General features: G+C 64.6%; 25 protein-coding genes. 12 read left to right on the top strand and 13 right to left on the bottom strand.

The genetic code is table 11. The features are described 5' to 3' along the window. Window positions 1–19: 19 nt before the first annotated feature. Window positions 20–157: a hypothetical protein gene (locus KM135_RS12620; protein WP_221714379.1), complete on the top strand. Its 138-nt coding sequence runs from the start codon at window positions 20–22 to the stop codon at window positions 155–157. Window positions 158–191: 34 nt separating this feature from the next. Here the strand turns inward: KM135_RS12620 and KM135_RS12615 are convergent, their stop codons facing one another. From KM135_RS12615 to KM135_RS12590, 6 genes are read right to left on the bottom strand one after another with little or no spacing between them, the layout of a single operon-like run. Further along, window positions 192–527 carry a DUF423 domain-containing protein gene (locus KM135_RS12615; protein ID WP_221714378.1) on the bottom strand — a complete coding sequence of 112 codons (336 nt, stop codon included), beginning with the start codon at window positions 525–527 and terminating at the stop codon, window positions 192–194. Then, window positions 524–2,332, bottom strand: a complete 1,809-nt coding sequence (locus tag KM135_RS12610) for a cation:proton antiporter domain-containing protein (protein WP_221714377.1) — start codon at window positions 2,330–2,332, stop codon at window positions 524–526. The genes KM135_RS12615 and KM135_RS12610 overlap by 4 nt, the downstream gene beginning before the upstream one ends. Beyond that, window positions 2,325–2,762, bottom strand: a complete 438-nt coding sequence (locus KM135_RS12605; protein WP_221714376.1) for an iron-sulfur cluster assembly scaffold protein — start codon at window positions 2,760–2,762, stop codon at window positions 2,325–2,327. Before KM135_RS12605 ends, KM135_RS12610 begins: the two co-directional genes overlap by 8 nt. Beyond that, window positions 2,759–3,343 (bottom strand): CvpA family protein, encoded by a 585-nt coding sequence (locus tag KM135_RS12600; RefSeq protein WP_221714375.1) that lies wholly within the window; start codon window positions 3,341–3,343, stop codon window positions 2,759–2,761. The genes KM135_RS12605 and KM135_RS12600 overlap by 4 nt, the downstream gene beginning before the upstream one ends. A gap of 9 nt (window positions 3,344–3,352) precedes the next feature. Further along, a complete protein-coding gene (radA, locus tag KM135_RS12595; RefSeq protein WP_221714374.1) occupies window positions 3,353–4,720 on the bottom strand; it encodes a DNA repair protein RadA in 1,368 nt (455 codons plus the stop codon). 59 nt (window positions 4,721–4,779) lie between these two features. Beyond that, complete coding sequence (locus KM135_RS12590) at window positions 4,780–5,220, bottom strand: host attachment family protein (RefSeq protein WP_221714373.1); 441 nt, start codon at window positions 5,218–5,220, stop codon at window positions 4,780–4,782. Between the two features lie 108 nt (window positions 5,221–5,328). Here KM135_RS12590 and KM135_RS12585 point away from each other — a divergent pair, with 108 nt between their 5' ends. Both KM135_RS12585 and KM135_RS12580 read left to right on the top strand, forming a co-directional pair. Further along, on the top strand, window positions 5,329–6,036 hold the full coding sequence (locus KM135_RS12585) for an endonuclease/exonuclease/phosphatase family protein (protein WP_221714372.1): 708 nt from the start codon (window positions 5,329–5,331) through the stop codon (window positions 6,034–6,036). A 40-nt stretch (window positions 6,037–6,076) separates the two neighbouring features. After that, window positions 6,077–8,455: a patatin-like protein gene (locus KM135_RS12580; protein ID WP_221714371.1), complete on the top strand. Its 2,379-nt coding sequence runs from the start codon at window positions 6,077–6,079 to the stop codon at window positions 8,453–8,455. Here KM135_RS12580 and KM135_RS12575 read toward each other — a convergent pair. The 5 genes from KM135_RS12575 to KM135_RS12555 all read right to left on the bottom strand — a co-directional run bounded on the left by KM135_RS12575 (window position 8,421) and on the right by KM135_RS12555 (window position 15,133). Next, the gene (locus tag KM135_RS12575; protein ID WP_221714370.1) at window positions 8,421–9,689 is read right to left on the bottom strand and encodes an SAM-dependent methyltransferase; all 1,269 of its coding nucleotides are present in this window, start codon (window positions 9,687–9,689) and stop codon (window positions 8,421–8,423) included. The genes KM135_RS12580 and KM135_RS12575 overlap by 35 nt on opposite strands. Window positions 9,690–9,758: 69 nt before the next feature. Continuing rightward, window positions 9,759–11,135, bottom strand: coding sequence for a cryptochrome/photolyase family protein (locus tag KM135_RS12570; protein ID WP_221714369.1), 1,377 nt, complete (start codon window positions 11,133–11,135; stop codon window positions 9,759–9,761). Window positions 11,136–11,144: 9 nt separating this feature from the next. After that, window positions 11,145–12,098: a metal-dependent hydrolase gene (locus KM135_RS12565; protein ID WP_221714368.1), complete on the bottom strand. Its 954-nt coding sequence runs from the start codon at window positions 12,096–12,098 to the stop codon at window positions 11,145–11,147. An 81-nt stretch (window positions 12,099–12,179) separates the two neighbouring features. Continuing rightward, the gene (locus tag KM135_RS12560) at window positions 12,180–13,265 is read right to left on the bottom strand and encodes a 2-oxoacid:ferredoxin oxidoreductase subunit beta (RefSeq protein ID WP_221714367.1); all 1,086 of its coding nucleotides are present in this window, start codon (window positions 13,263–13,265) and stop codon (window positions 12,180–12,182) included. Continuing rightward, a complete protein-coding gene (locus tag KM135_RS12555; RefSeq protein WP_221714366.1) occupies window positions 13,262–15,133 on the bottom strand; it encodes a 2-oxoacid:acceptor oxidoreductase subunit alpha in 1,872 nt (623 codons plus the stop codon). The genes KM135_RS12560 and KM135_RS12555 overlap by 4 nt, the downstream gene beginning before the upstream one ends. Window positions 15,134–15,303: 170 nt before the next feature. Here KM135_RS12555 and KM135_RS12550 point away from each other — a divergent pair, with 170 nt between their 5' ends. From KM135_RS12550 to KM135_RS12535, 4 genes are all read left to right on the top strand, one after another. Then, window positions 15,304–15,795, top strand: coding sequence for an RNA pyrophosphohydrolase (locus tag KM135_RS12550; protein ID WP_221714365.1), 492 nt, complete (start codon window positions 15,304–15,306; stop codon window positions 15,793–15,795). 125 nt (window positions 15,796–15,920) lie between these two features. After that, window positions 15,921–16,142, top strand: a complete 222-nt coding sequence (locus KM135_RS12545) for a hypothetical protein (protein WP_221714364.1) — start codon at window positions 15,921–15,923, stop codon at window positions 16,140–16,142. Between the two features lie 261 nt (window positions 16,143–16,403). Continuing rightward, window positions 16,404–17,501, top strand: a complete 1,098-nt coding sequence (locus KM135_RS12540; RefSeq protein ID WP_221714363.1) for a M64 family metallopeptidase — start codon at window positions 16,404–16,406, stop codon at window positions 17,499–17,501. Between the two features lie 12 nt (window positions 17,502–17,513). Continuing rightward, on the top strand, window positions 17,514–18,116 hold the full coding sequence (locus KM135_RS12535; RefSeq protein ID WP_221714362.1) for a hypothetical protein: 603 nt from the start codon (window positions 17,514–17,516) through the stop codon (window positions 18,114–18,116). Here the strand turns inward: KM135_RS12535 and ald are convergent. Next, complete coding sequence (gene ald, locus KM135_RS12530) at window positions 18,113–19,228, bottom strand: alanine dehydrogenase (RefSeq protein WP_221714496.1); 1,116 nt, start codon at window positions 19,226–19,228, stop codon at window positions 18,113–18,115. The genes KM135_RS12535 and ald overlap by 4 nt on opposite strands. Before the next feature lie 86 nt (window positions 19,229–19,314). Here ald and KM135_RS12525 point away from each other — a divergent pair, with 86 nt between their 5' ends. Genes KM135_RS12525 through KM135_RS12515 form a run of 3 tightly spaced genes read left to right on the top strand, consistent with a single transcriptional unit; the run spans window position 19,315 to window position 21,217 of the window. Beyond that, the gene (locus KM135_RS12525) at window positions 19,315–19,728 is read left to right on the top strand and encodes a ketosteroid isomerase-related protein (protein ID WP_221714361.1); all 414 of its coding nucleotides are present in this window, start codon (window positions 19,315–19,317) and stop codon (window positions 19,726–19,728) included. After that, on the top strand, window positions 19,725–20,318 hold the full coding sequence (locus KM135_RS12520; RefSeq protein WP_221714360.1) for a GNAT family N-acetyltransferase: 594 nt from the start codon (window positions 19,725–19,727) through the stop codon (window positions 20,316–20,318). The genes KM135_RS12525 and KM135_RS12520 overlap by 4 nt, the downstream gene beginning before the upstream one ends. Next, window positions 20,315–21,217 carry a carbon-nitrogen hydrolase family protein gene (locus KM135_RS12515; RefSeq protein WP_221714359.1) on the top strand — a complete coding sequence of 301 codons (903 nt, stop codon included), beginning with the start codon at window positions 20,315–20,317 and terminating at the stop codon, window positions 21,215–21,217. Before KM135_RS12520 ends, KM135_RS12515 begins: the two co-directional genes overlap by 4 nt. On the opposite strand, the gene KM135_RS20025 is transcribed toward KM135_RS12515, so the two are convergent. Next, window positions 21,214–23,826, bottom strand: a complete 2,613-nt coding sequence (locus KM135_RS20025; protein WP_221714358.1) for a porin family protein — start codon at window positions 23,824–23,826, stop codon at window positions 21,214–21,216. The two genes, KM135_RS12515 and KM135_RS20025, sit on opposite strands and share 4 nt — an antisense overlap. 250 nt (window positions 23,827–24,076) lie before the next feature. Here KM135_RS20025 and KM135_RS12505 point away from each other — a divergent pair, with 250 nt between their 5' ends. Continuing rightward, window positions 24,077–24,571, top strand: a complete 495-nt coding sequence (locus KM135_RS12505; protein ID WP_221714357.1) for a nuclear transport factor 2 family protein — start codon at window positions 24,077–24,079, stop codon at window positions 24,569–24,571. A gap of 378 nt (window positions 24,572–24,949) precedes the next feature. Next, entirely contained in the window at window positions 24,950–25,843 is an 894-nt protein-coding gene (locus tag KM135_RS12500; protein WP_221714356.1) for a hypothetical protein, read from the top strand. Window positions 25,844–25,895 lie beyond the last annotated feature (52 nt).

The following is a 25,895-nucleotide window of genomic DNA, read 5'->3' as shown; positions in this document are numbered from 1 at the left end:
ATCATCCCGCATATGAGCCATGGTGATTTCGGCAAAAGTCTTGCGGGAGCCGCGAACGGCCCCGGATTTCTGCGGATTTTCGGACGATGAGAAGGAGCGGCCTGATGCAGCCGGATCAATCGATCGTGAATTTCATGCCATGAAGATGCGGCTGTAGGACAGAGGCACGGGAACGAAGGGAGGAACGCCCCCTACACCTTTGCCCCGTAGCGCACTGCCACCCACAGCCAGCCTGCGATCATCAGCACACCGCCGATCGGGGTGATCGCACCGAGCCAGCGCGGGGCGCCGAAGGCCATGAGATAGAGCGTGACGGCGAAGATCAGGCTGCCGATCAGCATCACGATGACCGGCGCGCGGCTGCCCGGCATGCCGGCGAGCGCGAAGACGGCGACGGCGTGGACGAGCTGGTACATGCCGCCGGTGCGCAGCCACTCGGCCGCCTGAGCGCTCGGCGCGCCATGGGCACCGAAGGCGGCCGCGCCTATGGCGATGGCGGCGCTGATGGCAGCGAGGCTCGCGATCATGCATCGTCTCCTATGGTCTGCCGCTCCGGCAGCACCATCGTGCGGCCGGGCCGGTACATGAGGTCTTTCGCCGCCTCCAGCGCGCCCGACGAAATCTGCACGTCGAGGCGTTTGCGGTCATTTTCGCGATATTGCCGCTCCACCTCATCGACCTGATCGGGATCGAGGCCGAGCTTTTCCAGAGCGATGCGGCCCATGGCGACGGCGGATTCGTAGACCTCACGGACGACGCCACCAAGATTAAGCTCGGTGAGGCTGATGAGCTGGCGCCGATCAAAAGCACGCACGAGGACGGAGGCCTGCGGGAAGGCTTCCAGGATCTCCTGGAGCGTCGCGGCAGAGAGATTGCGGTCGTCGATCGCGAAGACCAGCAGATTGACCTCGTCGGCCCCAGCACGGCGGAGCAAATCGATGTTCGTGCCATCGCCATAGTAGACCTTGATGTCGAACTGGCTGGACTGCTCGATCTGGGCGGGCTTCTTGTCGATCAGCGTGACCTTGCAACCCTTGCCCATCAGCATCTGCGCGACGGTCTGGCCGAAGCGGCCATAGCCCACGATGATGACGGCATTCCGCCCTGCCCGTTCGGGGCCTTCGAGGCCGTTGCCATCCTCTTCCTTGGTCGAGAATTCGAGGCGGCGGGCGATCATCAGCAGGAACGGCGTGGTGACCATCGAGACGGTGACGATGGCGCTGAACATGCTCGCAGCTTCCGGCGCGATCAGCAGCGCGCCTTGTGCCTGCGCGAACAGGACGAAGGCGAACTCGCCACCCTGGCTGAGCAGCAGGCCGAGCGCGAGCGCCTGCCCCTTCGGCATGCGGAACAATATGGCGAGCGGCACGATGAGCGCGACCTTCACGGCGACGAGGACCAGCGCCATGCCGACGATGAAGAACGGGGCGCGGGCCAGTGCGCCGATATCCAGCACCATGCCGACCGCCACGAAGAACAGGCCAAGCAGGATGGTGCGGAACGGCTCGACGTCCGATTCGATCTCGTGGCGATAGGGAGAATCCGCCAGCATCACGCCGGCGATGAAAGCGCCCAAGGCCGTCGAGAGGTGCAGCGTGTGCATGAGCGCGGCGGAGGCCAGCACCGCGAACAGGCCGACCGTCACGAACAGCTCGCGCTCGCCAAAGCGGCCGACGAGGCGCAGCAGCGGCTGGAGGACGAAGCGCCCGGCCAGGACGAGGCCGACGATCGCGCCGACCGTATAAAGCCCCATCATCCAACCCGGCGGAGCATCGGGAACCGCCGGCGCACGGGAAAGCGCGGCGATGATGGTGATCATCGGGACGATGGCGAGATCCTGAAGCAGCAGGATCGAGAAGGCTTTCTCGCCGAAGGGCGAATTGATGCGGCCGCTCGCCTTAAGGCTCGGCAGCACCTGCGCGGTGGAGGAAAGCGCCAGCGGCAGGCCGAGCGCGATGGCGGCGCCCATGGTGAAGCCCGTCGCGACGTAGATCACACCGGTCAGCGCGAGGCCACAGAGCACGACCTGGAGGAGGCCGAGGCCGAAAATATCGTGCCGCAGCCGCCAGAGACGCTGGGGATTGAGCTCCAGGCCGACGAGAAACAGCAGCAGGACGATGCCGATCTCGGCAATATCCATCTTGCTTTGACCACCCCCGACGAGGCCGAAGCCATGCGGCCCGACGAGCGCGCCGGCGACGAGATAGCCGAGCGTGGCACCCAGACCGAGCCGGCGGAACAGGATGACCATGGCGAGTGCAATGCCGAGCATCACCACACCTTCGCTCAGGAGCAGTTCCGTTGCGGAGACAGCGGGCCCCGGCTCAACCATGCGCCTGCTTCGCCTCCGCGCTCGCCAAAGCGGCGCTCGCTGCCTCAAAGGCGAGGCGCATGGAGGGATGGCGGGCGGGATAGTCGCGGCCGGTCGCCAGCAGATCGAGGCCCGGCCAATCGGGCAGGGAGTCGGTCTCTTTCGCGAGATAGGCGCGCCAGCCTTCGCTGGCAGTCTCGATCGCGGCACGGTCTTGGCCGGCAGCGGCATGGGCGAAGATCGCCGCGGCGGCCTGGCCTAGCGCGCAGGCCTTGGCGTCGAGGCCGATGGCGGCAATCCGGGCATCCTTGTCCAGCTTCAGCGTGACCGTCATGCGGCTGCCGCAGGTGGGCGAGCGGCGCTCATCTCGCGCGTCGGCATTCTCCAGAGGCGGGAATTCCGAGACGCTGGCGGCCATCCGCAGAACATCGAGACTGTAGAGCGCGCTCATGGTGCGATCGCCAGGTTCCGGATTTCGTCTTCACCCTCTTCTTCATCGCCTTGATCGTCGGAGGCACTTGGGCCGAGCAAGCCGCCCTGACGGCTGTTCTCGGCGATCCATTCGCTCATCGCCGAACCGCTCGCGCTCAGCAGCGGATAGGAGCGCGACAGCCGCATCCAGTCCGGGCGGTTGCTCTCGACACCGTAGAGCGCGTCATAGCCGATCGTGAACACGACGTAGCAGATGCTGGCGACGAGCAGTCCCTTCACGGCGCCGAATCCCGCGCCCAGCAGACGATCGACCATGCCAAGCGCCGAGCTCTTGGTCTTGCCGCCGGCATAGCGCGCCGCCCATTTGCCGCCGCCGAAGACGAGGCCAAAGACCAGAACGAAGGCGAGGAGGGCCGCGCCATATTCGGTGCCGATCAGGCCGCTCAGCATGTTCGTGACGGGCGCATGGAACAGGCGCACCGCCAGCATGCCGGCGATCAGGGCCGCCAGAGCGATGGATTCGGTCACGAAGCCGGCGATGAAGCCGCGAATGGCCAGGCCGCCAATGAGGAGCAGGACGGCAATGTCGAGAGCGGTCATGCCTGCTGGCTAGTGCCGCCCAAGCATATGGTCAACAAGATCGCTGAGCCGCGAGAAACCCGATGTGGAAAGCCCGGAGGCATGCTTGGTGCTGGCGGCGGGAAGCAGGGCGCGCTGGAAGCCGAGCTTGGCCGCTTCACGCAGGCGCAGCGCGGCATGGGCGACCGGGCGCACTTCGCCGGACAGCGCGATTTCGCCGAGCAGGACGGCCTCCTGCGGCACCGGCCGTTCGGACAGGGCCGAGATGAGCGCCCCGGCCACGGCAAGGTCCGCCGCCGGATCCTGAAGCCGATAGCCGCCGGCGACATTGAGATAGACTTCGCAGGCCGAGAAGCTGAGGCCGCAGCGCGCCTCCAGCACGGCGAGGATCATCGCCAGACGCCCGCTGTCCCAGCCCACGACGGCACGGCGCGGGGTGGCGCCGCTGGCGAGGCGGACGGTGAGCGCCTGGATCTCGACCAGAACCGGCCGCGTCCCCTCGAGCGCCGGGAACACCGCCGTGCCCGCGACCCGCTCGTCGCGCTCGGTGAGGAACAGGGCGGAAGGATTGCCGACTTCGGTCAGCCCTTCCTCGGCCATGGCGAAGACGCCGATCTCGTCCGTGCCGCCGAAGCGGTTCTTGATGGCACGCAGGATGCGGTATTGATGGCTGCGCTCGCCTTCGAAGCTGAGCACCGTGTCGACCATATGCTCCAGCACGCGCGGTCCGGCGATCGAGCCGTCCTTGGTGACATGGCCGACGAGGATGAGTGCGGCGCCGCTCTTCTTGGCGAAGCGGATCAGTTCCTGTGCCGAGGCGCGCACCTGACTGACCGTACCGGGCGCGCCCTCGATCATGTCGCTGTGCATCGTCTGGATCGAATCGATGATGAGCAGATCGGTGCCCTGCCCGTTTCCGAGCGTCGTCAGAATGTCGCGGACCGATGTGGCGCTGGCAAGCTGGACCGGCGCATCGCCGAGGCCGAGGCGGCGCGCGCGGAGGCGGACCTGATCGGCCGCTTCCTCGCCGCTCACATAGACGACGCCGCGCCCGCCGCGCGCGAGGCTGGCCGCCGCCTGAAGGAGCAAGGTCGACTTCCCGATGCCGGGATCGCCGCCGATCAAGGTCGCCGAGCCGGCGACGAGGCCGCCGCCGAGCGCGCGATCGAACTCGGCAAGGCCCGTCCCCAGACGCGCAGGCAGTTCGACCTTGCTGTCGAGGCCGATGAGCGTGATCGCGCTGCCGCCGGCCTGCAGATCATGCTTGGCCGAAAAGGTTGTCGGCGGCGCCTCCTCGACGAGGCTGTTCCACTCGCCGCAATCGTCGCACTGCCCCTGCCAGCGCGGCGAGAGCGACCCGCAAGCCTGACAGACGAAGCGACGCTTGAGCTTGACCATGCGCTTCCCATATCAGAACGAATGGGGAACGCCAGCGCAAAACGCGACGAAGCGATCACTCAGCTTTGCGCGAGAATTTCCTCGATCTCCGAAACGGGATGACCGGACAAATCCTTCGCCACTTCGCCGGAAAGCCGCGTCTTCAGTTCCTTGTGATAATGTTTGCGCAAGGTGCCGAGTGTCCTGGGCGGCGCGACGATGATGAGGCTCTCGAAATCGTTGGCCAGCGCGCGGTTGTTCAGCCGGTCCATGGCATCGGCGGCGAAGCGCATTTCCTCCAGTTCGTGAAAGTCCGTCTGTTCGACCGCACTGCGCGCGGTCCCGACGGAAGAGTAAGCGCGGCCTGGCGCGTCGCTCGCCTGTTCGTGATCGGGCGGATTGTTCAGTTCCAGCGCCTCCTCCACCTCGAGATGCGGATAGCTCGCGTCGCCGTGATTGCGGAACAGCAGCATCTTGCCGCCATCCACCACCATAACCAGCGCATCATGATCGATCTTCATGGCTTGCTCCTTGGTTTACCCGGCGAGAGAACAACGAACCGACGCCGGAGAAGGTTGCGATGTCAAAATCGCTTGTCATGCGTTCATGGCGTCGGAATGAAGACGCGCATGATCAAGGTAGCCTCCTACAACATACGCAAGGCGATTGGTACGGACCGGCGCCGCCTGCCCGAGCGGATCATTGACGTGCTGAACGAACTCGATGCCGACATTATCGCCTTGCAGGAGGCGGACAGGCGCTTCGGCGTGCGGCATGCCGTCCTGCCCGACTGGCTGCTGCAATTGCACTCGGACTATCGCGCCCTACCGCTGCCGACGCCCACCGAAAGCATGGGGTGGCACGGCAATGCGCTGCTGGTGCGGAGCGGGCAGGATCATCTGGCCAGCGACGTCATGCACCTGCCCTGCCTGGAGCCGCGCGGGGCCGTGATCGCCTCGCTGGAGGTCAAGGGCGTGAAGCTGCGCGTCGTCGGCATGCATCTCGACCTGTCGGGACTCTGGCGGCGGCGGCAGGCGGCGGCGGTGCTGCATCATGTCGATATCCAGCAGGCGCATGATCCGGCCGCGGCGACGATCCTGATGGGCGACACCAACGAATGGACGGCCAATCGCGGCTGCCTCGCGGATTTCAGCCGGCATTATGATATCGCCCCGTGCGGCCGGTCCTATCATGCCCGCCAGCTGGTGGCGGCGCTCGACCGGATCATGTGGCGCGGCGGGATTGCTTTGGCGGACAGTGGCGTGCATGCGACCGCCCTCTCCCGCCGGGCTTCTGACCATCTGCCGATCTGGGCGCAGTTCGACGTGAAGGCCTGAGCGCATCGACAAGGCCGGATAGCTGCCTTATCTCAGCCTTATGCGGGAGAAGGAACTGAGGCTGGCGCTGGTCTGCTATGGCGGCGTGAGCCTCGCCGTTTACATGCATGGCGTCACCAAGGAAATCTGGCGGCTCGCGCGCGCAAGCCGGGATTTCTGCGCCAGCGATCCGGCCGAGGCGCCAGACGGCACCATGTCGGTCTATCGCGCGATCCTCGATGCGTGCCTCGGCGAGGCTGACCTGAAGGTCCGCGTGCTGCCGGATATTATCGCGGGGGCGAGTGCGGGCGGCATCAACGGCGTCTTCCTTGCCCAGGCGATCGAGACCGGCCAATCGCTCGATCCTCTGACCGAACTCTGGCTGAGCTGCGCCGACGCCGACATCCTGCTCGATCCCGACGCGAGGCCGCTCTCGCGCTTCACCAAATTCTGGGCGGCGCCGATCCTCTGGCTGCTAATGCGCCGGCGCGGCGACACGGTGAACAAGACCGTCGCCCCGGAAGCGCGCGAGGAAGTGCGGCGCAAGCTCTCCAACTTCGTGCGCGCCCGCTGGTTCGCACCACCCTTTGGCGGCAAGGGCTTCTCCAGCCTGCTGCTCGACGCCTTCGACGCCATGGCGGCGGGCGATGCGGACAAGCCGCTGCTGCCCGAGGGGCATCCGCTCGATCTGTTCGTCACGGCCACGGACTTTACCGGCCATGAGGAAACGCTGCGCCTCAACAGCCCGCCCGAGATCACCGAGACCGAGCATCGCCTGACGATCAGCTTCCTGGCACGCGGCGCGCGGCCACGTCGCCTGGCCGATCCGAGCGAGCTGGTTTTCGCGGCGCGGGCCACGGCAAGTTTTCCCGGTGCCTTCCCGCCTTTCAGCGTGCGCGAGCTGGATGCCGTGCTGCGGCAGCGCGATCGGCCCTGGCCGGGACGCGAAGCCTTTCTCCAGCGCGCCCTGCCCCAGCATGCGCGCATTGGAACGACCGAGGATGCCGTGCTGATCGACGGATCTGTGCTGGCCAATGCACCGTTCGCGCAGGCGATCGATGCACTCAGGGATCGCCCCGCGCGCCGGCATGTCGATCGACGTTTCGTCTATGTCGAGCCCACGCCGACCGCAGCGGGCTTCCGCCTGACCTCGCCGGCGCCACGCACCGCGAGCGGCGAGCGGCCCCTTCCCGGCTTCTTCCGCACCATTTTCGGCGCGATCAGCGACATTCCACGCGAGCAGCCGATCCGCGACAATCTGGAGGAGATCGCCGAGCGGTCCGCCCGCATCCGGCGCATGCAGCACATCATCGAGGCCCTGCGGCCGGACATCGATCGCACGGTCGATCGCACCTTGCGCGGCACCTTGTTCCTCGACCGGCCGACGACCAGGCGGCTCGCAAGCTGGCGCGCGAAACTGCAGCAGAAGGCCGCCCTTGCTGCGGGCTTCGCCTATCCGGCCTATGGCTATGTCAAATACTCCGGCATCGTGGACGAGCTGGCCGACCTGATCCTGGCGCTGACCGGCGACCGCAGCGCGCTCGATCGCGAAAATCTGCGCCGGACGCTGCGGGACCGGTTGCATGCCGAGGGGATAGACAGCGTCGGTCATGGCACGGCCGACGGCGCCAGCAACAAGCTGATCACCTTCTACCGCAGCCATGACCTCTCGTTCCGCATCCGGCGGCTGCGCTTCCTGACCCGACGCTTCGCTGCCGCGGCGGAAGCGACGGAAGCGGGCGAGCGGGAGGATGCCGGCCGCTCGGACATGCTGGAAATGCTCTATGAGGCAATCGCGCTCTATTCCGAGCGGCAGCTGGCGGACTGGTTCGGCCCGGTCGTGCGCGAGGCGGCGAGCAAGGCGCAGGGCGATCCCCTCGCGGCGATCGACGCCATCGGCCAGGCGCGCGATCTGCGCGCGCTCGACAATCTGGTCGATGAGCGCTTCGCCGGCGCCGTCCTGCGGCTCGTGCCGGAGGAGCGCCGCGCGCTGCTCAAGGCCTATCTGGGCTTCCCCTATTATGACATCGCCACCCTGCCGCTGCTGCAGGGCGAGGGGCTCGACGAATATGACCCGATCAAGGTCGATCGCATCTCGCCCGACGATGCCACGGCGATCCGCGCTGGCGGCGCGGCCGCGACATTGCGCGGGATCGAGTTCAACAGTTTCGGTGCCTTCTTCAGCCGCGCCTATCGCGAGAATGACTATCTCTGGGGCCGGCTGCATGGCGCGGATCGACTGATAGACATCCTGCTCTCGACGATTCCCGCCGGGCCAGTGACGGACGAGCAGCGCAAGGCCGGCTGGAAGCGCGCGGCTTTCCGGGCAATTCTCGACGAGGAGGAAGCGCGGCTACCGCTTATGACGGCGCAGATCGCGCAGATTCGTCAGGAGATCGACGCGGTCATGCCGGCGGCTTCACCAGCGTCACCTGACTGACGTCGCAGCTGCGACCAGCAAAGCCGCCTTCGCAATACATGAGATAATAACGCCAGAGATCGACGAAGTGCGCGTCGAAACGCGGCGGCAACAGCCCATCCTCGACGACTTCCTCGAACCGTTCGCGCCATTTCCGCAAGGTCCAGGCATAATCGAGGCCGAAGCGCGTCTGATCCTGCCAGATGAGACCGGCTTTCTCGGCATGTTCGCGAAAGCGCCGCTCTGACAGGAGGCAGCCGCCGGGGAAGACATAGCGCTGGATGAAGTCGGCACGCGCGGCATAGGCCGGGAAAATATCGTCATCGATGCTGATGAACTGGATGGCGGCGCGGCCGCCGGGCTTCAGCAGGCGCGCGATGCTTTCCAGATAGGTCGGCCAGTAGCGCTCGCCGACGGCCTCGACCATTTCGACGCTGGCAATGGCATCATAGCTGCCCTGTGTGTCGCGATAATCCTGGAGCCGCACCTGCGCGTCGCCATGCAGCGGGCGAAGCCGGTCGCGCACGATCTCGCATTGTTCGCTGGACAAGGTGAGGCCGACATAGCCGATGTCCGCCTTCTCAAGCGCCCGCTGCGCCAGACTTCCCCATCCACAACCGATTTCAAGCAGTTGATCGCCATGCTTGAGGCCCAACCTCTCGAGCAGCGCGTCGATCTTGCGCAGCTGGGCGTCTGCCATGGGTTCGTCGGGATAGGATGGCAACGCGCTCGAATAGGTCAGCGTCTCGTCGAGCCACAGAGCATAGAAGTCATTGCCGAGATCATAGTGCTCCGCGATGTTTCGTCTGGCGCCCCGGCGGTTGTTGCGACGGCGGGCGAGCTTGAGCTTGCCGATCAGTCTCGGCAGGCCCGAGGAGCGCGCCGCCGTTCCGAGAGAGCGGGCGTTCGCGGCGAACAGCGCAAACAGCGCCACCGGCTCCGGACTCGACCAGTCGCCCGACGCCCAGGCGCGATACCAGCCTGTCGATCCGGATGTGGCGAGCCGCGCCAGCGCGCGCCAGCTGTGGAGATGCACGATGGCCGCAAAGCCTTGTGACCGACCGCCCAGCAGGCAGATGGCACCGTCCGGCAGGTGCAGTTCGAGCGACCCGCTGACCAGCCCCTCATCGACCCGGTCGAGCAACGGCGAGAACAGCCGGGCAGGGATATATTTCCAGAAGCCCGTCTGCATGCGCGCATTGGCCCGGCGCAGGAAGGCGCGCTGACGGCCGGCTCGCGGATTGTGGACGGTCATGCGGCCATCATGGGGTGTCGAAGCCGCGATGACAATCGCGAACGCCGCAGAACGGTGACTTTCGCCTGCTCAGCCGCGCACCCTTGCATAGGCCGCCAGCGCCCGTTCGCGCGCCGCGCGATGATCGACGATCTTGGCAGGATAGGCGGACGGCCGGCGGTCATGCGCATCGGGATCGTGGATTGCGGGATCGGGCAGGCCCGCCAGCTCCGGCACCCAGGCGCGGATATAATCGCCGGCATCGAATTTCCCGGACTGGGTGAGCGGCGCCATGATGCGCACGAACATGTTGGAATCGATGCCGGAACCGGCGACCCACTGCCAATTGACGCTGTTATTGCCATAGTCGGCGTCGACGAGCGTATCCCAGAACCATTGCTCGCCATGACGCCAGTCGATCAGCAGATGCTTGATCAGGAAGCTGGCGGCGATCATGCGGACGCGATTGTGCATCCAGCCCGTGGCCCACAGCTGGCGCATGCCGGCATCGACGATTGGGTAGCCGGTGCGGCCCTGCTTCCAGGCGGCGAAATCGCCCTTCGCCTCGCGCAGATCGCGCCAAGGGAGCGTGTCCATCTTCGCGCTTCCGCCGGTCTTTCCATAATCCGGGAATTGCAGGATCACACCCTGCGCATAATCGCGCCAGGCGAGTTCGCGCAGATAGGCGTCGACCGTGCCGCCTTCGTCGGCGAAACGATGCCAGACGTAAGCTGGCGACACCTCGCCGAAATGAAGGTGCGGGGAGAGGCAGGAACTGCCGTCGATCGAAGGGAGATTGCGGGTGCGGTCATAGTCCGCGACGTCATCGCGATACTGATCGATCCGCTTGCGGGCGCCCGCTTCGCCGGGTTCCCATTGCGCGGCAAAGCCAGCGGCCCAGTCGGGCTTGCTCGGCAGCAGGTCCCAGTCCGCGAGATCGTCGCTCGCGGGCCATTTGGCGGGCGTCGGGATATCGCCCGGGCGATTGGCCGGCGCCGGGGGCGGCATGACGTCCTGAAGCGCGCGCCAGAACGGCGTGAAGATCTTGTAGGGTTGGCCGCCCCCGGTCCTCAGCGTGCCGGGTGGGTGGAGATAGTTGCCGTCATGCAGGACGAGATCCAGCGCCCTGGCGACCGCCTTCTCGGCATTGCGCCACCAGGGCTCGTAATGATGCAGGGCATGGACGCGTCCTGCCCCGGTCTCTTCGGCGAGCTTCGGCAGCACATCGGCCGCTTTTCCTCGGCGCAGGATGAGCCGGGACCCGCGTGCGCGCAGATCGTCATCGAGCGCGGAGAGGCTGTGATGCAGCCACCAGCGCGATGCGGCGCCCATGCGGCGATGGGCAGGGGTCTCGTCATCGAGAATATAGACCGGCAGCACCGGGCCTTCCGAACAGGCCGCCAGCAATGCCGCCTGATCGGCCAGGCGCAAGTCGCGCCGTAGCCAGAGAATCACGGGATCAGCCATGCGCCATCGTCATCGCAGGTCGCCCGCGGGCACGCGGACCACGAAGCTGCCGCGCAGCGCAACTCCCTGAAACCGCTGATCGCTGAGGATCAGATCGCCGTTCGTATCCCGCCGGGCTAGCGGCATCCGCGACCAGAACAGGAAAGCCCCGGCGTCCCGGTTCCTTGCGCGCGCAGTCTCCACGGCGGGGTCATCCATGCCGGTCGGCTCGCCGATCGATGCCTGGCGCCCCGGCAATGCGGCATCGAAGAGGCTGAACGGGAAGCCGCCATGATGCCCCTCCCCACGCCAGAGCATGTCGCGCCGCCAGGGCAGCAGGGGCATCGGGTTCGCGACCACCTGATCCGGGCTGCGGCCTGCCGTCTCGAGCCAGCGGGCGGCGCGCGCCTCGGCAACGCCGGTCACCACGCCATTGGCGAAGATATAGACGCAAGCGAGCGCCGCGATGGTTCGTGCGCGGCGGATCATCAGCGCCAGATCGATCCTCTCGCCCCGTCGCGCCCAGAGATAACCGCCGATAAGCAGCGCCCAGAGCCAGATATCGATGATGAACAGCGTATCGCCGTGGAACCATTGTTCGCTGAATGGCGAGAGCAGGCGGACGCCATAGCTGTTCAGCCAGTCGAATGCGGGATGGCTGAGCGTGCCGATGAGCGCGATCAGCCAGAGCGCGCCGAAGCGAACGGGAGCGCGGTCCTGCGGCCTCGTGCCGCGGTGCGCCTGCCACCGGTCGAACAGGAACATGATGGCCGCCAGCAGCACCGGCAACAGCAGCATGGCGAGCGGCCCATGCGTCAGGCCGCGTCGCATCGCCAGCGATGCAGTGCCGAAAAACGTGCAGGTCGCGTCGATATCCGGAATATTGGCTGCGATCACGACCGTGGGCATGCCGAGACCGGATCGGCGCTTGAGGCCCATCTGCCCGAGCACGGCGCCCACCATGCTATGCGTAAGATTGTCCATGCGCCGTCAATGGAGCGAGCCGGCAGGCACGGTCAAGCCGTCCACCAGCATTGACGGACCACTATCGAACGGTGTCCGAGGTCAGAGTTCCGGGCCGCTTCCGGCCGATCCGGCCTCGGCTGCGTCGGTCGCGGGACCTGCGCTGACGATCCAGGTCTGGCCCTGGCTCACCAGCTTCTGCAGATCGGGCGTCTTTCCGGCCGCGAGGCGGGCATTCTGCTCGACCACCGCTTCCTCGAAGCTCGATGCGGGATCGTCATAGAGGACGCCCAGCGCCATCGGGAAGCTGCCGAACGGCATCTCGACCAGCATATGCGCGACGGAACGGTTGGTGACGTCATGGATGATGACGCCGGCGGCCTGCCAGTCGCCATCGGTCACATCGACAACCTTGAGCGCCAACGCCTCGCGATCGAGCGCGATGCCCTTGGTGCCCTTGCCGAACAGCATCGGCTTTCCGTTCTCGACCCAGAGCTGGCCGTCATCCGCATTCTTCTTCTCGGTGAAGTCGGCGAACACGTCCTTGTTATAGACGATGCAGTTCTGGAAGATTTCGACGAACGCGGCGCCCTTGTGGTTGTAGGCGGCGATCAGCACGTCCGAGAGCTGCTTGGCGACGTCATAGGCCCGCGCGATGAAGCGCGCGCCCGATCCGAGCGCGAAGGCGGCCGGCTTGGCGGGATGATCGACCGATCCGGCGGGCGACGAGGGCGAGCGCGTGCCGGCGCGGCTGGTCGGCGAATATTGGCCCTTGGTGAGGCCGTAGATCTCGTTGTTGAACAGCAGGATCTGGCAATCGAGATTGCGGCGCAGGATGTGCATCGTGTGATTGCCGCCGATCGACAGGCCGTCGCCGTCACCGGTCACGATCCACACGTCGAGCTCGGGATTGGCGAGCTTCACGCCCGTCGCTACCGCCGGTGCGCGGCCATGGATGGTGTGGAAGCCGTAGCTCTCGACATAATAGGGAAAGCGCGACGAGCAGCCGATGCCCGAGACGAACACGGTGTTCTTGGGATCGGCGCCCAGCATCGGCAGCGTGCGCTGCACGGCCTTGAGGATCGCATAGTCGCCGCAGCCCGGGCACCAGCGGACTTCCTGATCGGTTTCCCAGTCCTTGAGGACCGTCTCGACGCGCGGCTTGGTCAGGGTGGTCATGTCGTTCATGCGAGCATCCCCTCGATGGCCGCCTCGATCTCCGCGATGCGGAACGGCTGACCCGAGATTTTGTTGAGCGGCCGGGCATCGACCAGATATTGGTCACGCAGCACGGTCTTGAGTTGGCCCGTATTCATTTCCGGAACCAGAATCTGGTCGTAACCCTTTAGAAGATCACCCAGATTTTCCGGCAATGGCCAGATATGGCGAATGTGAATATGCGCCACGTCATGGCCCTTGCGGCGCGCGCGACGGACAGCCTGGTGAATGGGACCGAAGGTCGAACCCCAGCCCACCACAGCGAGCTTGCCGGTCTCTTCGCCGATCTCGACGCCCTGCCTGATGCCCCTGGCGACGCCCAGCACCTTGTCCCGGCGCAGCTCGGTCATCGCCTGGTGGTTGGCCGGCTCATAGTTGATGTGGCCAGTGTTCACTTCCTTCTCGATGCCACCAATGCGGTGCATGAGATCAGGCGTGCCCGGCTTGATCCAGGGCCGTGCCAGTTTCTCGTTACGTGCGAAGGGCTTGAGACCGCCTTCGGGTATAGTTTCGAGGAACTTGGCCTTGAACGGCGCATAAGTCGACATGTCCGGCACGTGCCAGGGCTCGGCTGCGTTGGCGATGTAGCCGTCCGTCAGCAGCATGACCGGGGTCATATATTCGATGGCAATGCGCACCGCCTCGATCGCGACGTCGAACGCATCGGCCGGCGAGCGCGCGGCCAGCACCGGCATCGGCGCGTCACCGTTACGGCCATAGACCGCCTGATAGAGGTCCGACTGCTCGGTCTTGGTCGGAAGACCGGTCGACGGGCCACCACGCTGCGAGTTCACGATGATGAGCGGCAGCTCGGTCATGATCGCGAGACCCATTGCCTCGCCCTTGAGCGCGATACCCGGGCCGGACGAGCTGGTGACGCCCAGCGAGCCGGCATAGCTGGCGCCGATGGCGCTCGCGATGGCCGCGATCTCGTCCTCCGCCTGGAAGGTCGTGACGCCAAATTCCTTGAGGCGCGAGAGATGATGCAGGATCGCCGAGGCCGGCGTGATCGGATAGCCGCCGAAGAACATCGGCAGGCCGGCAAGCTGGGCGCCCGCGACCAGACCGAGCGAGATCGCCTCGGCGCCCGTCACGGTGCGATACAGGCCTTCCGGCGCCGGGGCCGGCGGCAGATGGAGCTGCTTGACCGGCACGGCCAGTTCAGCCGTCTCGCCATAGGCATGGCCGGCGTTCAACGCGGCGATATTGGCGTCAGCAAGCTCCGGTGCCTTGGCGAACTTGGCCTTTAGCCAGTCGACGATCGGCTCGCGGCTGCGATCGAACAGCCAGAGCGCCAGCCCCAGCGTCCACATGTTCTTGCAGCGCAGCGCTTCCTTGTTGCCGAGGCCGAAGGGCTTGACGCTCTCCAGCGTCAGCGCGGAGATGTCGAACGACAGCAGCTGCCAGCGCGCGAGCGAGCCATCCTGAAGCGGATTGCTCTCATATTTCGCCTTGGCGAGATTGCGATCGTTGAACTCGCCGCTGTCCGCGATGATGAGGCCGCCGGCCTTCAGATCCGTGACGTTCGTCTTGAGCGCAGCGGGATTCATCGCGATCAGGATATCCGGCGCGTCACCGGCCGTGGTAATGTCCGACGACCCAAAATTGATCTGGAAGGCGGAGACGCCGAAGAGCGTTCCCTGGGGCGCACGGATCTCCGCGGGAAAATCGGGGAATGTCGCGAGATCGTTGCCGGCGAGGGCCGTCGATAAGGTGAATTGCCCGCCGGTGAGCTGCATGCCGTCGCCGCTATCGCCGGCGAAACGGACGACGACGGCTTCGGGCACGGTCTCGTCACTGGCGAGTGGTGCGGTCGATTGGGATGCGGCAGATGCCATGACAAACTCTGACAGATGTTGGATGCTGTCGCCACTAGTCCTTCCCGCATCGGCAATCAAAGTAGAAAAGCTGCGGGGCACCCGAGCGTTGCCTTTTTCGTGTGGCCTTGCCATCGCCATGTCACAGGCGGGGTGCTTGAGTGAAAAGACCCGCCGATGAGTATCAACAGATGAACAGGAAAACCGTGGAACTGGCGTCCCTTCCCTACCGTCCTTGCGTCGGCATCATGCTTGCGAACCGCCAGGGCCACGTCTTCGTGGGCCAGCGGATCGATTCGAAAGAAGGCGATGCGTGGCAGATGCCCCAGGGCGGCATCGACATCGGTGAGTCGGCAGAGGACGCGCTGATCCGCGAACTCGACGAGGAAACCGGCATCGCGTCGCACTTGGTCGATATCATCGCCCGCTCTGTGCATGAACATCTCTATGACTTGCCGGATGAGCTCATCGGCAAGCTCTGGGGCGGCAAATATCGCGGCCAGGCGCAGCGCTGGTTCCTCGTGCGCTTCAAGGGCGAGGACAGCGACATCAATATCGCCACGGCACATCCCGAGTTCGATGCCTGGCGCTGGGCTGAAGCGGACCAGCTCGTCGAGCTCATCGTGCCGTTCAAGCGCCCCGTCTATCGCGAAGTCGTGCAGGAATTTCGCCATCTGCTCTGAGGCAAGCAATGTGCGGGACGCCGAAATCGCCCGAAAAGCGTCGGTTCCCTTTACACATCTTTAACGATTAACCGACGTTAACCGCCCAAAAGCTGGACTGGCACGGACGTTGCGTCTGTCTGGCCATGACCAGGATCAAGCGCCTCTTCACTATCAAGACCAAGTTCGAGGCGTTCCTGGCGATCTATGCCGTGGCGCTTGGCGCGACCGCGCGGGGCGTCCACTATCTGGATGACTATCCGGGGGTCGGCGGCGAGCTGCTGTTCCTCTGCTGTTGCGCGGCGGTCATGGTCGTCGGCGGGCTCATGATCGACGGCGTGACGCTGAAGCAGACCTACGAGAGCTAAGCAGTTCCCTCCGACGCAAGACGGGACCGCTCCGTCGATAAATCGAAGGCAAATCGAGACGGATGCATTGGTCAAGCCAGGCTTAAGTAACAATCGCGATTGTCGCATTCTCGCCAAAAGCGTAAAAGATCGATCCAAATAAAAAACGGGCCGCATTTGGACACTCAATCCAGCGAGGCCCTTATGCGACACTCACTGCACGCGCTCGGCGCGATCACGATCCTGCTTTCCGGCTGTGCCGGCTCTCCTCGACTATCCGCTTTGCACGACCCGCTTTATCGAGCGCAAACGCACACCTCCACCATCACCGCCCGCGCCACGGAAGCGAAAAGCGGGATCAATCAGATCAACATCACGGCAACCGTTGGCACGATTACGGCCTGCGGGACGAGCAACGTCATCCTGCCGAGCCTCATCCCGTGCCGCACCGGTGGTTTCACGACGTCGCTCACCTGCGGATTTGCCAATGTGAAGACCGAGGTGACCTGCGCGCTGCCGCTCAATCTCGGGCCGCAGCGAATCGTCAGCTATTCGGTCACGACACGCGCGGCAAATAACCGGACGGCGACCGTCGGCCCGGTCACCTATGCCGGCGGCGCGCCGCTCACGACGGCTACCATCAACATCTTCGGGGTGACCCTCAACATTCCGTGGGAGACAGCGCGCCCCGTCATATGGCGCACTGACGCCCCCTCCAGCAACACGCCGCGCGGCGACAAGATCGACTGGGGCTTCGTTCCCGATGCGGATATGCCGAACTACCGCGCCTTCACGGACGATATGCAGCCGATGGTGTTGAGCCTGTTCTACACCGACACCAACAGCTTCTCGAACTGGACCAGGGGGTGGAAGAACCTGTTCAACATCTGGGCCGGCCCGAACGGCGCGGATGGGGAAGGCTGCTCGCGCACCTTCAACAGTCCCGCCTCGACCGTCCGGGGCGCATTCGACGGCACGGCGATCCTGCATCGCAACGACTTCCGCGATTGCGCCTCGATCTCGCTTGGTGGCGGCGCTGGCACGACCCAGACCAATCTGGGCGACGCAAGCTGGGTGTTGCTCCACGAAGCCGGGCATTTCCTGTTCGGCCTCGGCGACGAGTATGTCGGCGGCGGCAATGCCTCGATCTCCAATCCGAAAAACGTACTCAACAGCCAGCAGGCCTGCACATCGACATCGACCAGCAATTCGCTGCCCACGGGGCAATGCGTCCAGATCGGCAGCAGCGGAACCTGGCGTAACGACGATGGAGCGACGACGACCATGGAGGATCGCGCGCTGGACAGCGACTTCCGCACACTGGCAGGCAGGGCGATGGGCAACCAGGTCTCTGCCTGTGTCAACGGCAGCTGCTACTGAGGAGGTGGAACCATGCGTGCTTTCATGCTTGCAGCCACCGCGCTGCTGATCATCCCGGGTCAGGCCCTTGCCCAGCCCGCCACCACCGATCCGACCGGCCGGCCGGTCGACCCGCTGCGTGGCGCGCCGCCGCCCAGCGCCTCGGACGGCGGAACGGTGACGCTGTCTAAGGCACGGCCGATCCAGGACTCGGACGATCCGCTGAACGCTTTCGTCCAGCAGGATACGGTCGATGGCATCGTCGTCACCCTGACGATCGATCGCGATCAGGTCCGGCTCGATTCGGCCACGCCGGCGCGCATTCCGCGGACGGCCGCCCGCACCGAGCGGGATACGGGCGGCGGCGATGCTGTGACCGTCACGGGCTTTGCCGGCGCTCAGCAGATCGGGCGGGCCGTCGTGCCGGATGCGGTCGTCAATGCTCAGGAAGGCAGCGGCATCGTCCGCACCGAACGGCGGCAGATCGTCGTGCCGATGGCGGTCAACCGGCCGGTCGACCGGATCGAGGTCACGGCACCGGCCACCAATGCGCGGGCGACGATCGATGTCTCGGCGGCCTGGCGACCCTATTGCGACGAGGCAGGGCGATCGCCTTGGTGCGTCACGCCGCGCTAGCCCAACGCGATATCAGTCGGGACGACCTCATAGCCATGCTGTCGGGCGACCGGTGAGCAGGTGACGAGGCCGTTCCACACATTCAGGCCATCGAGCAGATATTTGTCGCGGCGCATCGCTTCCTTCCAGCCCAGATCGGCGATCTTGAGAGCATGGGGAAGCGTCACATTGTTGAGCGCATAGGTCGAGGTGCGGGCGACGGCGCCGGGCATGTTGGCGACGCAGTAATGCACGATGCCGTCGACTACATAGGTCGGCTCGGCATGGGTGGTCGGGTGGCTCGTCTCGAAGCAGCCGCCCTGGTCGATCGCGACATCGACCAGCACGGCGCCCGCCTTCATCGTACCCAGCATCTCGCGCGAGACCAGCTTGGGAGCCGCCGCGCCGGGGATCAGCACCGCGCCGATGACAAGATCGGCCTGCGCCACGCATTCGGCAAGATTGGCCTTGTTGGAAAAGCGAGTCTTGGCGCGCGCCTCGAAATAGGTGCCGAGCTTCTCCAGCACATCGGGATTGCGATCGAGGATGGTCACGTCAGCGCCGAGGCCGGCCGCCATTTGCGCCGCGTTGAATCCGACGACGCCGCCGCCGATCACCGTCACCTTGGCGGGGAGGACGCCCGGCACGCCGCCGAGCAGAACGCCGCGGCCGCCATGCGCTTTCTCCAGCGCCGTCGCGCCGGCCTGGATCGACATGCGGCCGGCGACCTGGCTCATTGGCTTCAGGAGCGGCAGTCCGCCATGGGCGTCCGTCACCGTCTCATAAGCGATGCAGGTCGCGCCGGACTTCACAAGGTCCGCCGTCTGTTCGGCGTCCGGGGCGAGGTGCAGATAGGTATAGAGGATCTGGTCCTTGCGGAGCATTGCGCGCTCCTGCGGCTGCGGCTCTTTCACTTTCACGACCATCTCGGCGGCGGCGAAGATCGTCTGCGCATCCGGTTCGATCTTCGCGCCGGCCGCGCGATAATCATTGTCGCTGGCGCCGATGCCGAGTCCCGCGCCGCTCTCGACGATCACCTCATGGCCATGCACGATCAATTCATGGACGCTCTCTGGAGTGAGGCCGACACGATATTCGTGAGTCTTGATCTCCTTGACGGTGCCGACGAGCATCATTTTTCTCCTGGCTTGCGGATTTTGGCTTGGCAGCTTCTATAGCGCAGATAGGGGCGACCCGCAGAGTCCGAACGGAGCTACACATGACGACGCAGCAGCAGACCATTGCCCTGATCGAGCGCTATTATGCAGCGTTCAACGCCGGAGATGACGAAGGGATGCTCGCTTGCCTCGCCGAGGACATTGCACATGACGTCAATCAGGGCGATCGCGAGACTGGCAAGGACGCCTTTCGCGCCTTTCTCGGCCGCATGGACCGCGCCTATCGCGAGCGGCTCGCCGATATCGCGATCATGGCCAATGCGGATGGCAGCCGTGCGGCCGCCGAGTTCATCGTCCATGGCGAATATCTGGTCGGCGACGAAGGCCTGCCGCCTGCCCATGGCCAGACCTATGTCCTGCCCGCCGGCGCCTTCTTCGAGATCGAAGGCGGGCTGATCCGCCGTGTCACCGTCTATTATAATCTTGCCGACTGGATCGCGCAGGTCAGCGCGTGAGCGACATCGTCGTCGAGACGTTGAAGGACCGCGATGCGCGGGCTGCGGCACTCGACGACCTTGCCCGCCTGCGCATCGCCGTTTTCCGCGAATGGCCGTATCTCTATGCAGGCACGCTCGATTATGAGCGCCGCTATCTCGCGCATTTCCTCGACGGCAAGGATGCCGTGCTGGTCGTCGCGCGTGACGGCGCCAGCATCATCGGCGCGGCGACCGCCTCGCCCATGGCCGGTCAGGCCGAGGCCTTCCGCACGCCATTGGAGGCGCTCGGCCACGATACTGCCGGTCTCTTCTACTTCGGCGAGTCAGTCCTGCTGCCGAGCTATCGCGGCCACGGCCTCGGTCATGCCTTCTTCGACGCGCGCGAGGCGGCGGCCCGTGCGGCGAGTGCCTCGGCAGCCTGCTTCTGCGGTGTCATAAGGCCCGCCGATCATCCGCTGAAACCGTCCGAGGCCCGCGATCTCGGTCCTTTCTGGCGAAAGCGCGGCTATGCGCCGGTCGAGGGCGCCATCGCGCGCTATGACTGGCAGGATATCGATCAGGCCGAGGAGACCAGCCACCCCATGCAATTCTGGCACCGCACGCTGTGACGACCTTCACGCTCGCCCTCGCCCAATATCCGATCGAGAAGTTGGAGCGCTTCTCCGACTGGCAAGCGAAGATCGCCCGCTGGGTCGAGGATGCGGTCAGCCAAGGCGCAAAGCTGCTCGTCTTCCCCGAATATGGTGCGATGGAGCTGGCCTCGCTCGATCCCGAGAGCATGGGCAGTCTCGAAGGGTCGCTGCGCTTCGTCGCCGGGCTGATCGATGAGATCGACGCGCATCATGCCGCGCTCGCCCGCCGGCATGACGTCCATATCGTTGCCGCCAGCCTCCCCTGCCCGCTTCCCGATGGCCGGATCGTCAATCGTGCGCGGCTGTTCGCGCCAAATGGCAAGGTCGGCATTCAGGACAAGATCGTCATGACCCGCTTCGAGCGCGAGCGCTGGAACATAGCGGGCGGTACGGACATTCGCGTCTTCCGCACGGCGCTCGGCCTCATCGGCATCTCGACCTGTTATGATGTGGAATTCCCGCTCATCGCCCGCGCGCAGGCCGAGGCGGGCGCTACCCTCATCCTCTCGCCTTCCTGCACGGATAACTTGCAAGGCTATTGGCGCGTCCGCATCGGCGCTCAAGCCCGTGCGCTGGAGAACCAGTGCTTCGTCGCACAGGCGCCGACGGTCGGCACGGCGCCCTGGTCGCCAGTGCTGGACGAGAATTACGGCGCGGCCGGCCTGTTCGCGCCACCGGACGGCGATGCGCCGGACAATGGCGTGCTTGCGCTCGGCGAGCTGGGCGCAGCCCAATGGGTCTATGCGCAGGTCGATCTGGTCCGCGTCGTCCGCTGGCGAGAGGATGGCGCAGTCCGCCCGTTCGCGCACTGGCCGGAGCAATATGGCGACACGGCACCGGCGACGCCGCACTGCGAGATCGTCGACCTGACCTAGAAGAACAGCTTGCGGAAGCTCACGCGCACGGTGCGCCCTATGGGATCGATGAATGCCGGCTGATAGGCGAAGGGCACTGCGCCGGTCCCGTCTGTCACCTTCTGCTTGCTGTTGAAGAAGTTATCGATGCCGATCGTGATCCGCGAGCCACGCAGGAACGGCATTTTCTCAACCAGCTTCGGCATTTGGGTCAGGTTCGCAAACAGCCGCAAATCGACCGTAGCCAGATCGCCGAAGCGCAGCTGGCTGGTCGGCACACCGGCCACGCCATCGACATGTGTCGCGCTCTTCCATTCGCCGGTCAGGCGCAGGCCATAGCCGCTCTGGTTGATGCCCGCCTGCACCTCGATCTGATGTCGTGACGGACCGCCATTGCCGCCGAGCGAATCCCCGTCGAGCAGATCGAGCACAGGCAAGGTCGGCGCGAGTTTTGTCGTGTTGGCGAAGGCCCATTCGTGATAAATGGCGAAGTTGATCCGCCCACCGCCGCCCGGGCCACCGCCTCCGGGTCCGCCAAAGCCGCGTCCGCCGCCACCGGGTCCGCGCCCGCCGCCGCCCGGACGACCAAAGCCACCGGGAGGCGGTCCGCCTTCGGCGCCGGGGGGAGGCATGGGAGGATCCGCGGGCGGAGCACCGTCAGCCGGCGTCGCGGCGCGCTCCTGGCCGGCACCCGGTCCAGCGGCAACGCCGGGCGCACCCGGCACGCCATTGGGGAAGCGGCGCTGGAAGGCCTCACGCATCGCGTTGATCTGGCTCTGCGACGTCTTGAGGCGCTTGCTCAAGTTGATGCCCCAGCGCAACGAATCCCGCTTCTGCTCGGTGATGTTGATCGGCCGCAGATCGACCTGGATCAGGCGCCCCGTTCCGTCGCGCGTGAAGCGGCCCGGGAACGCGGCCGTGGTTTCGGCCGTGATGCCGGGAAAGTTGGTGATGCCGCCGCTCGTCGAACGGTGATTATAATCGAAGCTCACCGTGACGTTCGGGTCCGAGATGGGGTTCAGCACGAGGCCGAGCCGGAAATTTCTGTCGCGCGCCGCATCGAGCAGTGGATTGCCGCCGCTGATCGTCGTCACCAGCACGCTCTCGCCGCGAACATGGTCGAACACCGGCACGAACTGGGTGACGGCGATCGCGTCGCCAAGCTGCGTGGCCGTCGGCGCCGTCTCCTCGTCGCGATAGCTGGCCGAGATGTTGATGCCGCGCCTGGGCGTCCAGTTCATCCCGAAACCGAACGTGCGCAACGTGCCCGCGTCGGAAATCTGCTCGATCGCGGCATTGGCATTGGCCGAGATGCGACCCAACGCACCGGTCTGGCGCGAAATCGGGAAATCGAGGTTCAGCGATCCGCTGCCGCTGTCACGGCCGATCCGACGGCCGGTAACAACGAAATCGCGGTTCTGGCTGTTCTCGACCCGAAGCATCGATCCGCTGACTCGCGCCGTCGCGCTGATGTCGCCGGCCGGGAGCGCGAAGAGCGTGCGGTTGTAGATGAAATCGATGTTCGCATTGTCGGTGCGGTTCTGCGTCTCGTCCGCGGGCCGCGCGATCAGATAGGCGGCGGCGACCGGCAATGTCGGATCGGCAGCCGGGTTGCCGGCCGCCAGCGCCGTGCGATAGCTTTCGAGATTATAGGGCCGATCGGTCAGCCCGCGCGATTCCTGGCGGCTATAGGTGCCGGTCAGCGTCCATTGGCCGGAACTGCGCTGGGCGCTGATCGTCCCGCTGATGCGCCCGCTCTGCGTGCTGTTCGAGCGGTTCAGCGGATCGAAGCTCGGACCGATCGGATAGAAGATCCGGTCCGCTGCGCCGCCCGCATAGAGCGTGCCGCCGGGGATCGTGACGGAGGGCAAGGCAAGGCCAACGAAACTGCCCGTGCGCGCCGTGCCGATCTCGCCGCTCAAGGTTGCCTGCGTCCGCTCGCTCAGCGGCCGGTTGTAGCTGCCGTTGACCGTCAGTTCCTCGCGCTGGCTGGTGAGCGAGCGCGACGCGCTTTCAGGACTGGTCAGCCCCCGGTCGCTCTCCAATATGCCGCCCGTGTCGGTATATTCCGCGTTCAAGTTCAGCCGCTGGCCGCGCCGGATCGAGAGGTGCCCGGCCTCGACCTCATTGGTCACGCCCTGCCCGGCGGTCGGTATGCGCGTGCTGACTTCGCCGGTGAACGCACGAAAGCGTTGCCGCAGGACGATGTTCATCACCTTCTGGTCGGCACTATAGCCATAGCGAAGGCCCACTTCCTCGGGCAGAATATCGACGCGCGCAATGGCCTCGGCGGGGATAGACGCGATCTCACGGAAGCTCGCGATGCGGTGCCCCTCCAGCAGCGTCACCGGCGGCTTGCCGCTCGCGCTCTCCAGTTGAGGGCCGAGCTCGGTCAGCAGGTCGTTGATGTTGCTTACGCCGAGCGCGCGGACGTCCGCCGCGCGCAATTGCTGCTCCGGCTTGACGTCGCCGATCACCGAGCCGCGTTCACGCTGGCCGGTGACGACGATCTCCTCTTCCTCGTCCTGCGGGTTGCTCTCGTTCGTCTGGGCCTGTGCCGTCGTGCCTGCCAGGGCCGAAAGCGAAACGGCCGCAAGAAGCAGGGAAGAGAAGCGATAGGTCCTGGTCATCTGTCCATTTCGTGTTCGTTGACTGAATCCACTTGAGATTAGCGGCTTGAAGCTGTCATTTCCCTGACTGGCAATGTCATGGTCTCCACGCCAATTCTTCATGCGGATTGAGCGCCGGAGGGCACCGGCAAGCTGTTATTGCGAGCCATTTGCATCGAATTGAGGCGGTGGGCAATGATTGAAACTGTATCAAATTGTCGTAAGCCTGCCCCGGCACAACGACGTCTCATGACGACGAGGAGAGAGAGAAGTGACCTTGAAGATCGAAGACAGGCTCGGCCTGCAGGACCTTATCGCCAACTATAGCTGGGCGCTGGACACCGGCGATGTTGACGCGCTGGTCGCCTGCTTCACGCCGGACGCGCGCATGGTGGAGGAGGTCTTCGACGATCCCGACATCTGGGAAGGCCATGAGGGCATTCGCGGCATCGCCGAGCATTATCGCAATGCTGCCGGTTTTCCCGGTCGCCAGCATCATGTGACGCAGACTCAATATATGCCGCAGGAGGACGGCTCGGTGAAGATGCGCAGCTTCGCTTTCGTCACTGAATGCGAGGGCGAGCCGCCCTATCTGCTGCGCTTCACCGGCTGGTATGACGACCACGCGGTGAAGAGCGCCGACGGCAAATGGCTCTTCCACCGACGCACCGTGCGCCTGTGGGATGGCGAGGTACTGAAGAACTTCCCCGGTCGGGGCGAGTGGGTGCCGCGGAAGAGGCCGGATTCGCTGATTATCCGTCGGTGATTTGAACTCGAATGCACGCGGGCGCGGACGCGGCCTTCGCTCAGCATCCGCGTGCATTGGCAAAGGTTTCGCGTCAGCAGCGATGCTCGTCGCCGCCGCTCAGGATGAACGCGGCTTGTCGCGTGATCATCAGACGCATCACAGTCTGACGGCGAATTGTACGAGAAAGTGGAAAATGGCGCACCCGGCGCCAACAGAGTCCCACATTTCTGCCGGTTTGGCCCGTGTGATGCTAGGAGTGCCATTGGCACACATGAGTGTACGCCATGACTTGGCGCAGTCTGGCATACCATTCTCGTTAGACGGATTAACTGTGCCAACACCGTGCCACGGTAGCGACGAAACCGGGTGGCTCTTGGGGAACTGGAAGGTTGCATTATGGACCTGAAGAAGCGCGAAACGATCTCTGCCGGCACCGTTATTCGCCCCCTACTTCCAGGCGGTTATTATTGGCAGATGTCGACCCTTAGTGAGTCTGCTTCTTATGTGGTCCGTCCAGACCTCATTTTCATTGCATGCCACTTTGATGAGATGAGCTTCGACGGAGAGTTCTATTCCGAACATGATGAAATCAAACCAGAGGAAGTTCGACTGCTAGCATCACATGCATTGGCTGTGGGAGCCGAACACGGCTCTGTTACACTATATCCTCATCACACCAGCTTGCGAATTCAGCACAAGCCCGATCTGACGGATCCCAGAACGCTGACAGAGATCGAGCTCTCTTTGCGTGAGTGGATGTTAACGCTTCGAGCAGAATCTATCGATCCTCCGTTACCGCCAAACGAATATACCTGCCGGCCGGACGGGATCCCTCTCGTCATCCAGGATAGAATATTCCAGGCAATCAAACTTAGCGACCATCTTCTTCTTCGAGGGCTGTCGACATTTTTGAAAGCGGCCATGCTTTCGCGCCATCGCCATTTCAGCGAAGAAGCGCACTATTGCCTATACATTTCTCTGGACGCATCAAAGTCTCTCATCGATCACATCCTACAAAGCCGAGGGCTCAGCAATCCCAGCGCACATGACGCAGGTGCTCATATCCATGAGGTGTTCGGTGAAGAGCAAAGCGGCATGAGGTATTTTGAGGAGTTCTACGACGACAGAATCAGAACCATGCATCCTAAAAGTCGGTTCGGCACTTTCGTCTTCGCTCCAACGAGTCATTCAGACTTCTTCATGCTGCGGAATAGCCTACGTGACGTCTATCGATACCTCATTCTCGGGGAGGTACTTAATCCGCAGGAATCCGCCAACACGCACGGGTAAAAAGCAATGCAGCCCCGTCTCGAATGGCGGTAAAAGTGCGCTTCGGAATTGT

The organism is Sphingobium xanthum, assembly GCF_019737615.1.
GTDB classification, from domain to species: domain Bacteria; phylum Pseudomonadota; class Alphaproteobacteria; order Sphingomonadales; family Sphingomonadaceae; genus Sphingobium; species Sphingobium xanthum.
This window is presented reverse-complemented; position numbering and strand designations above follow the sequence as displayed.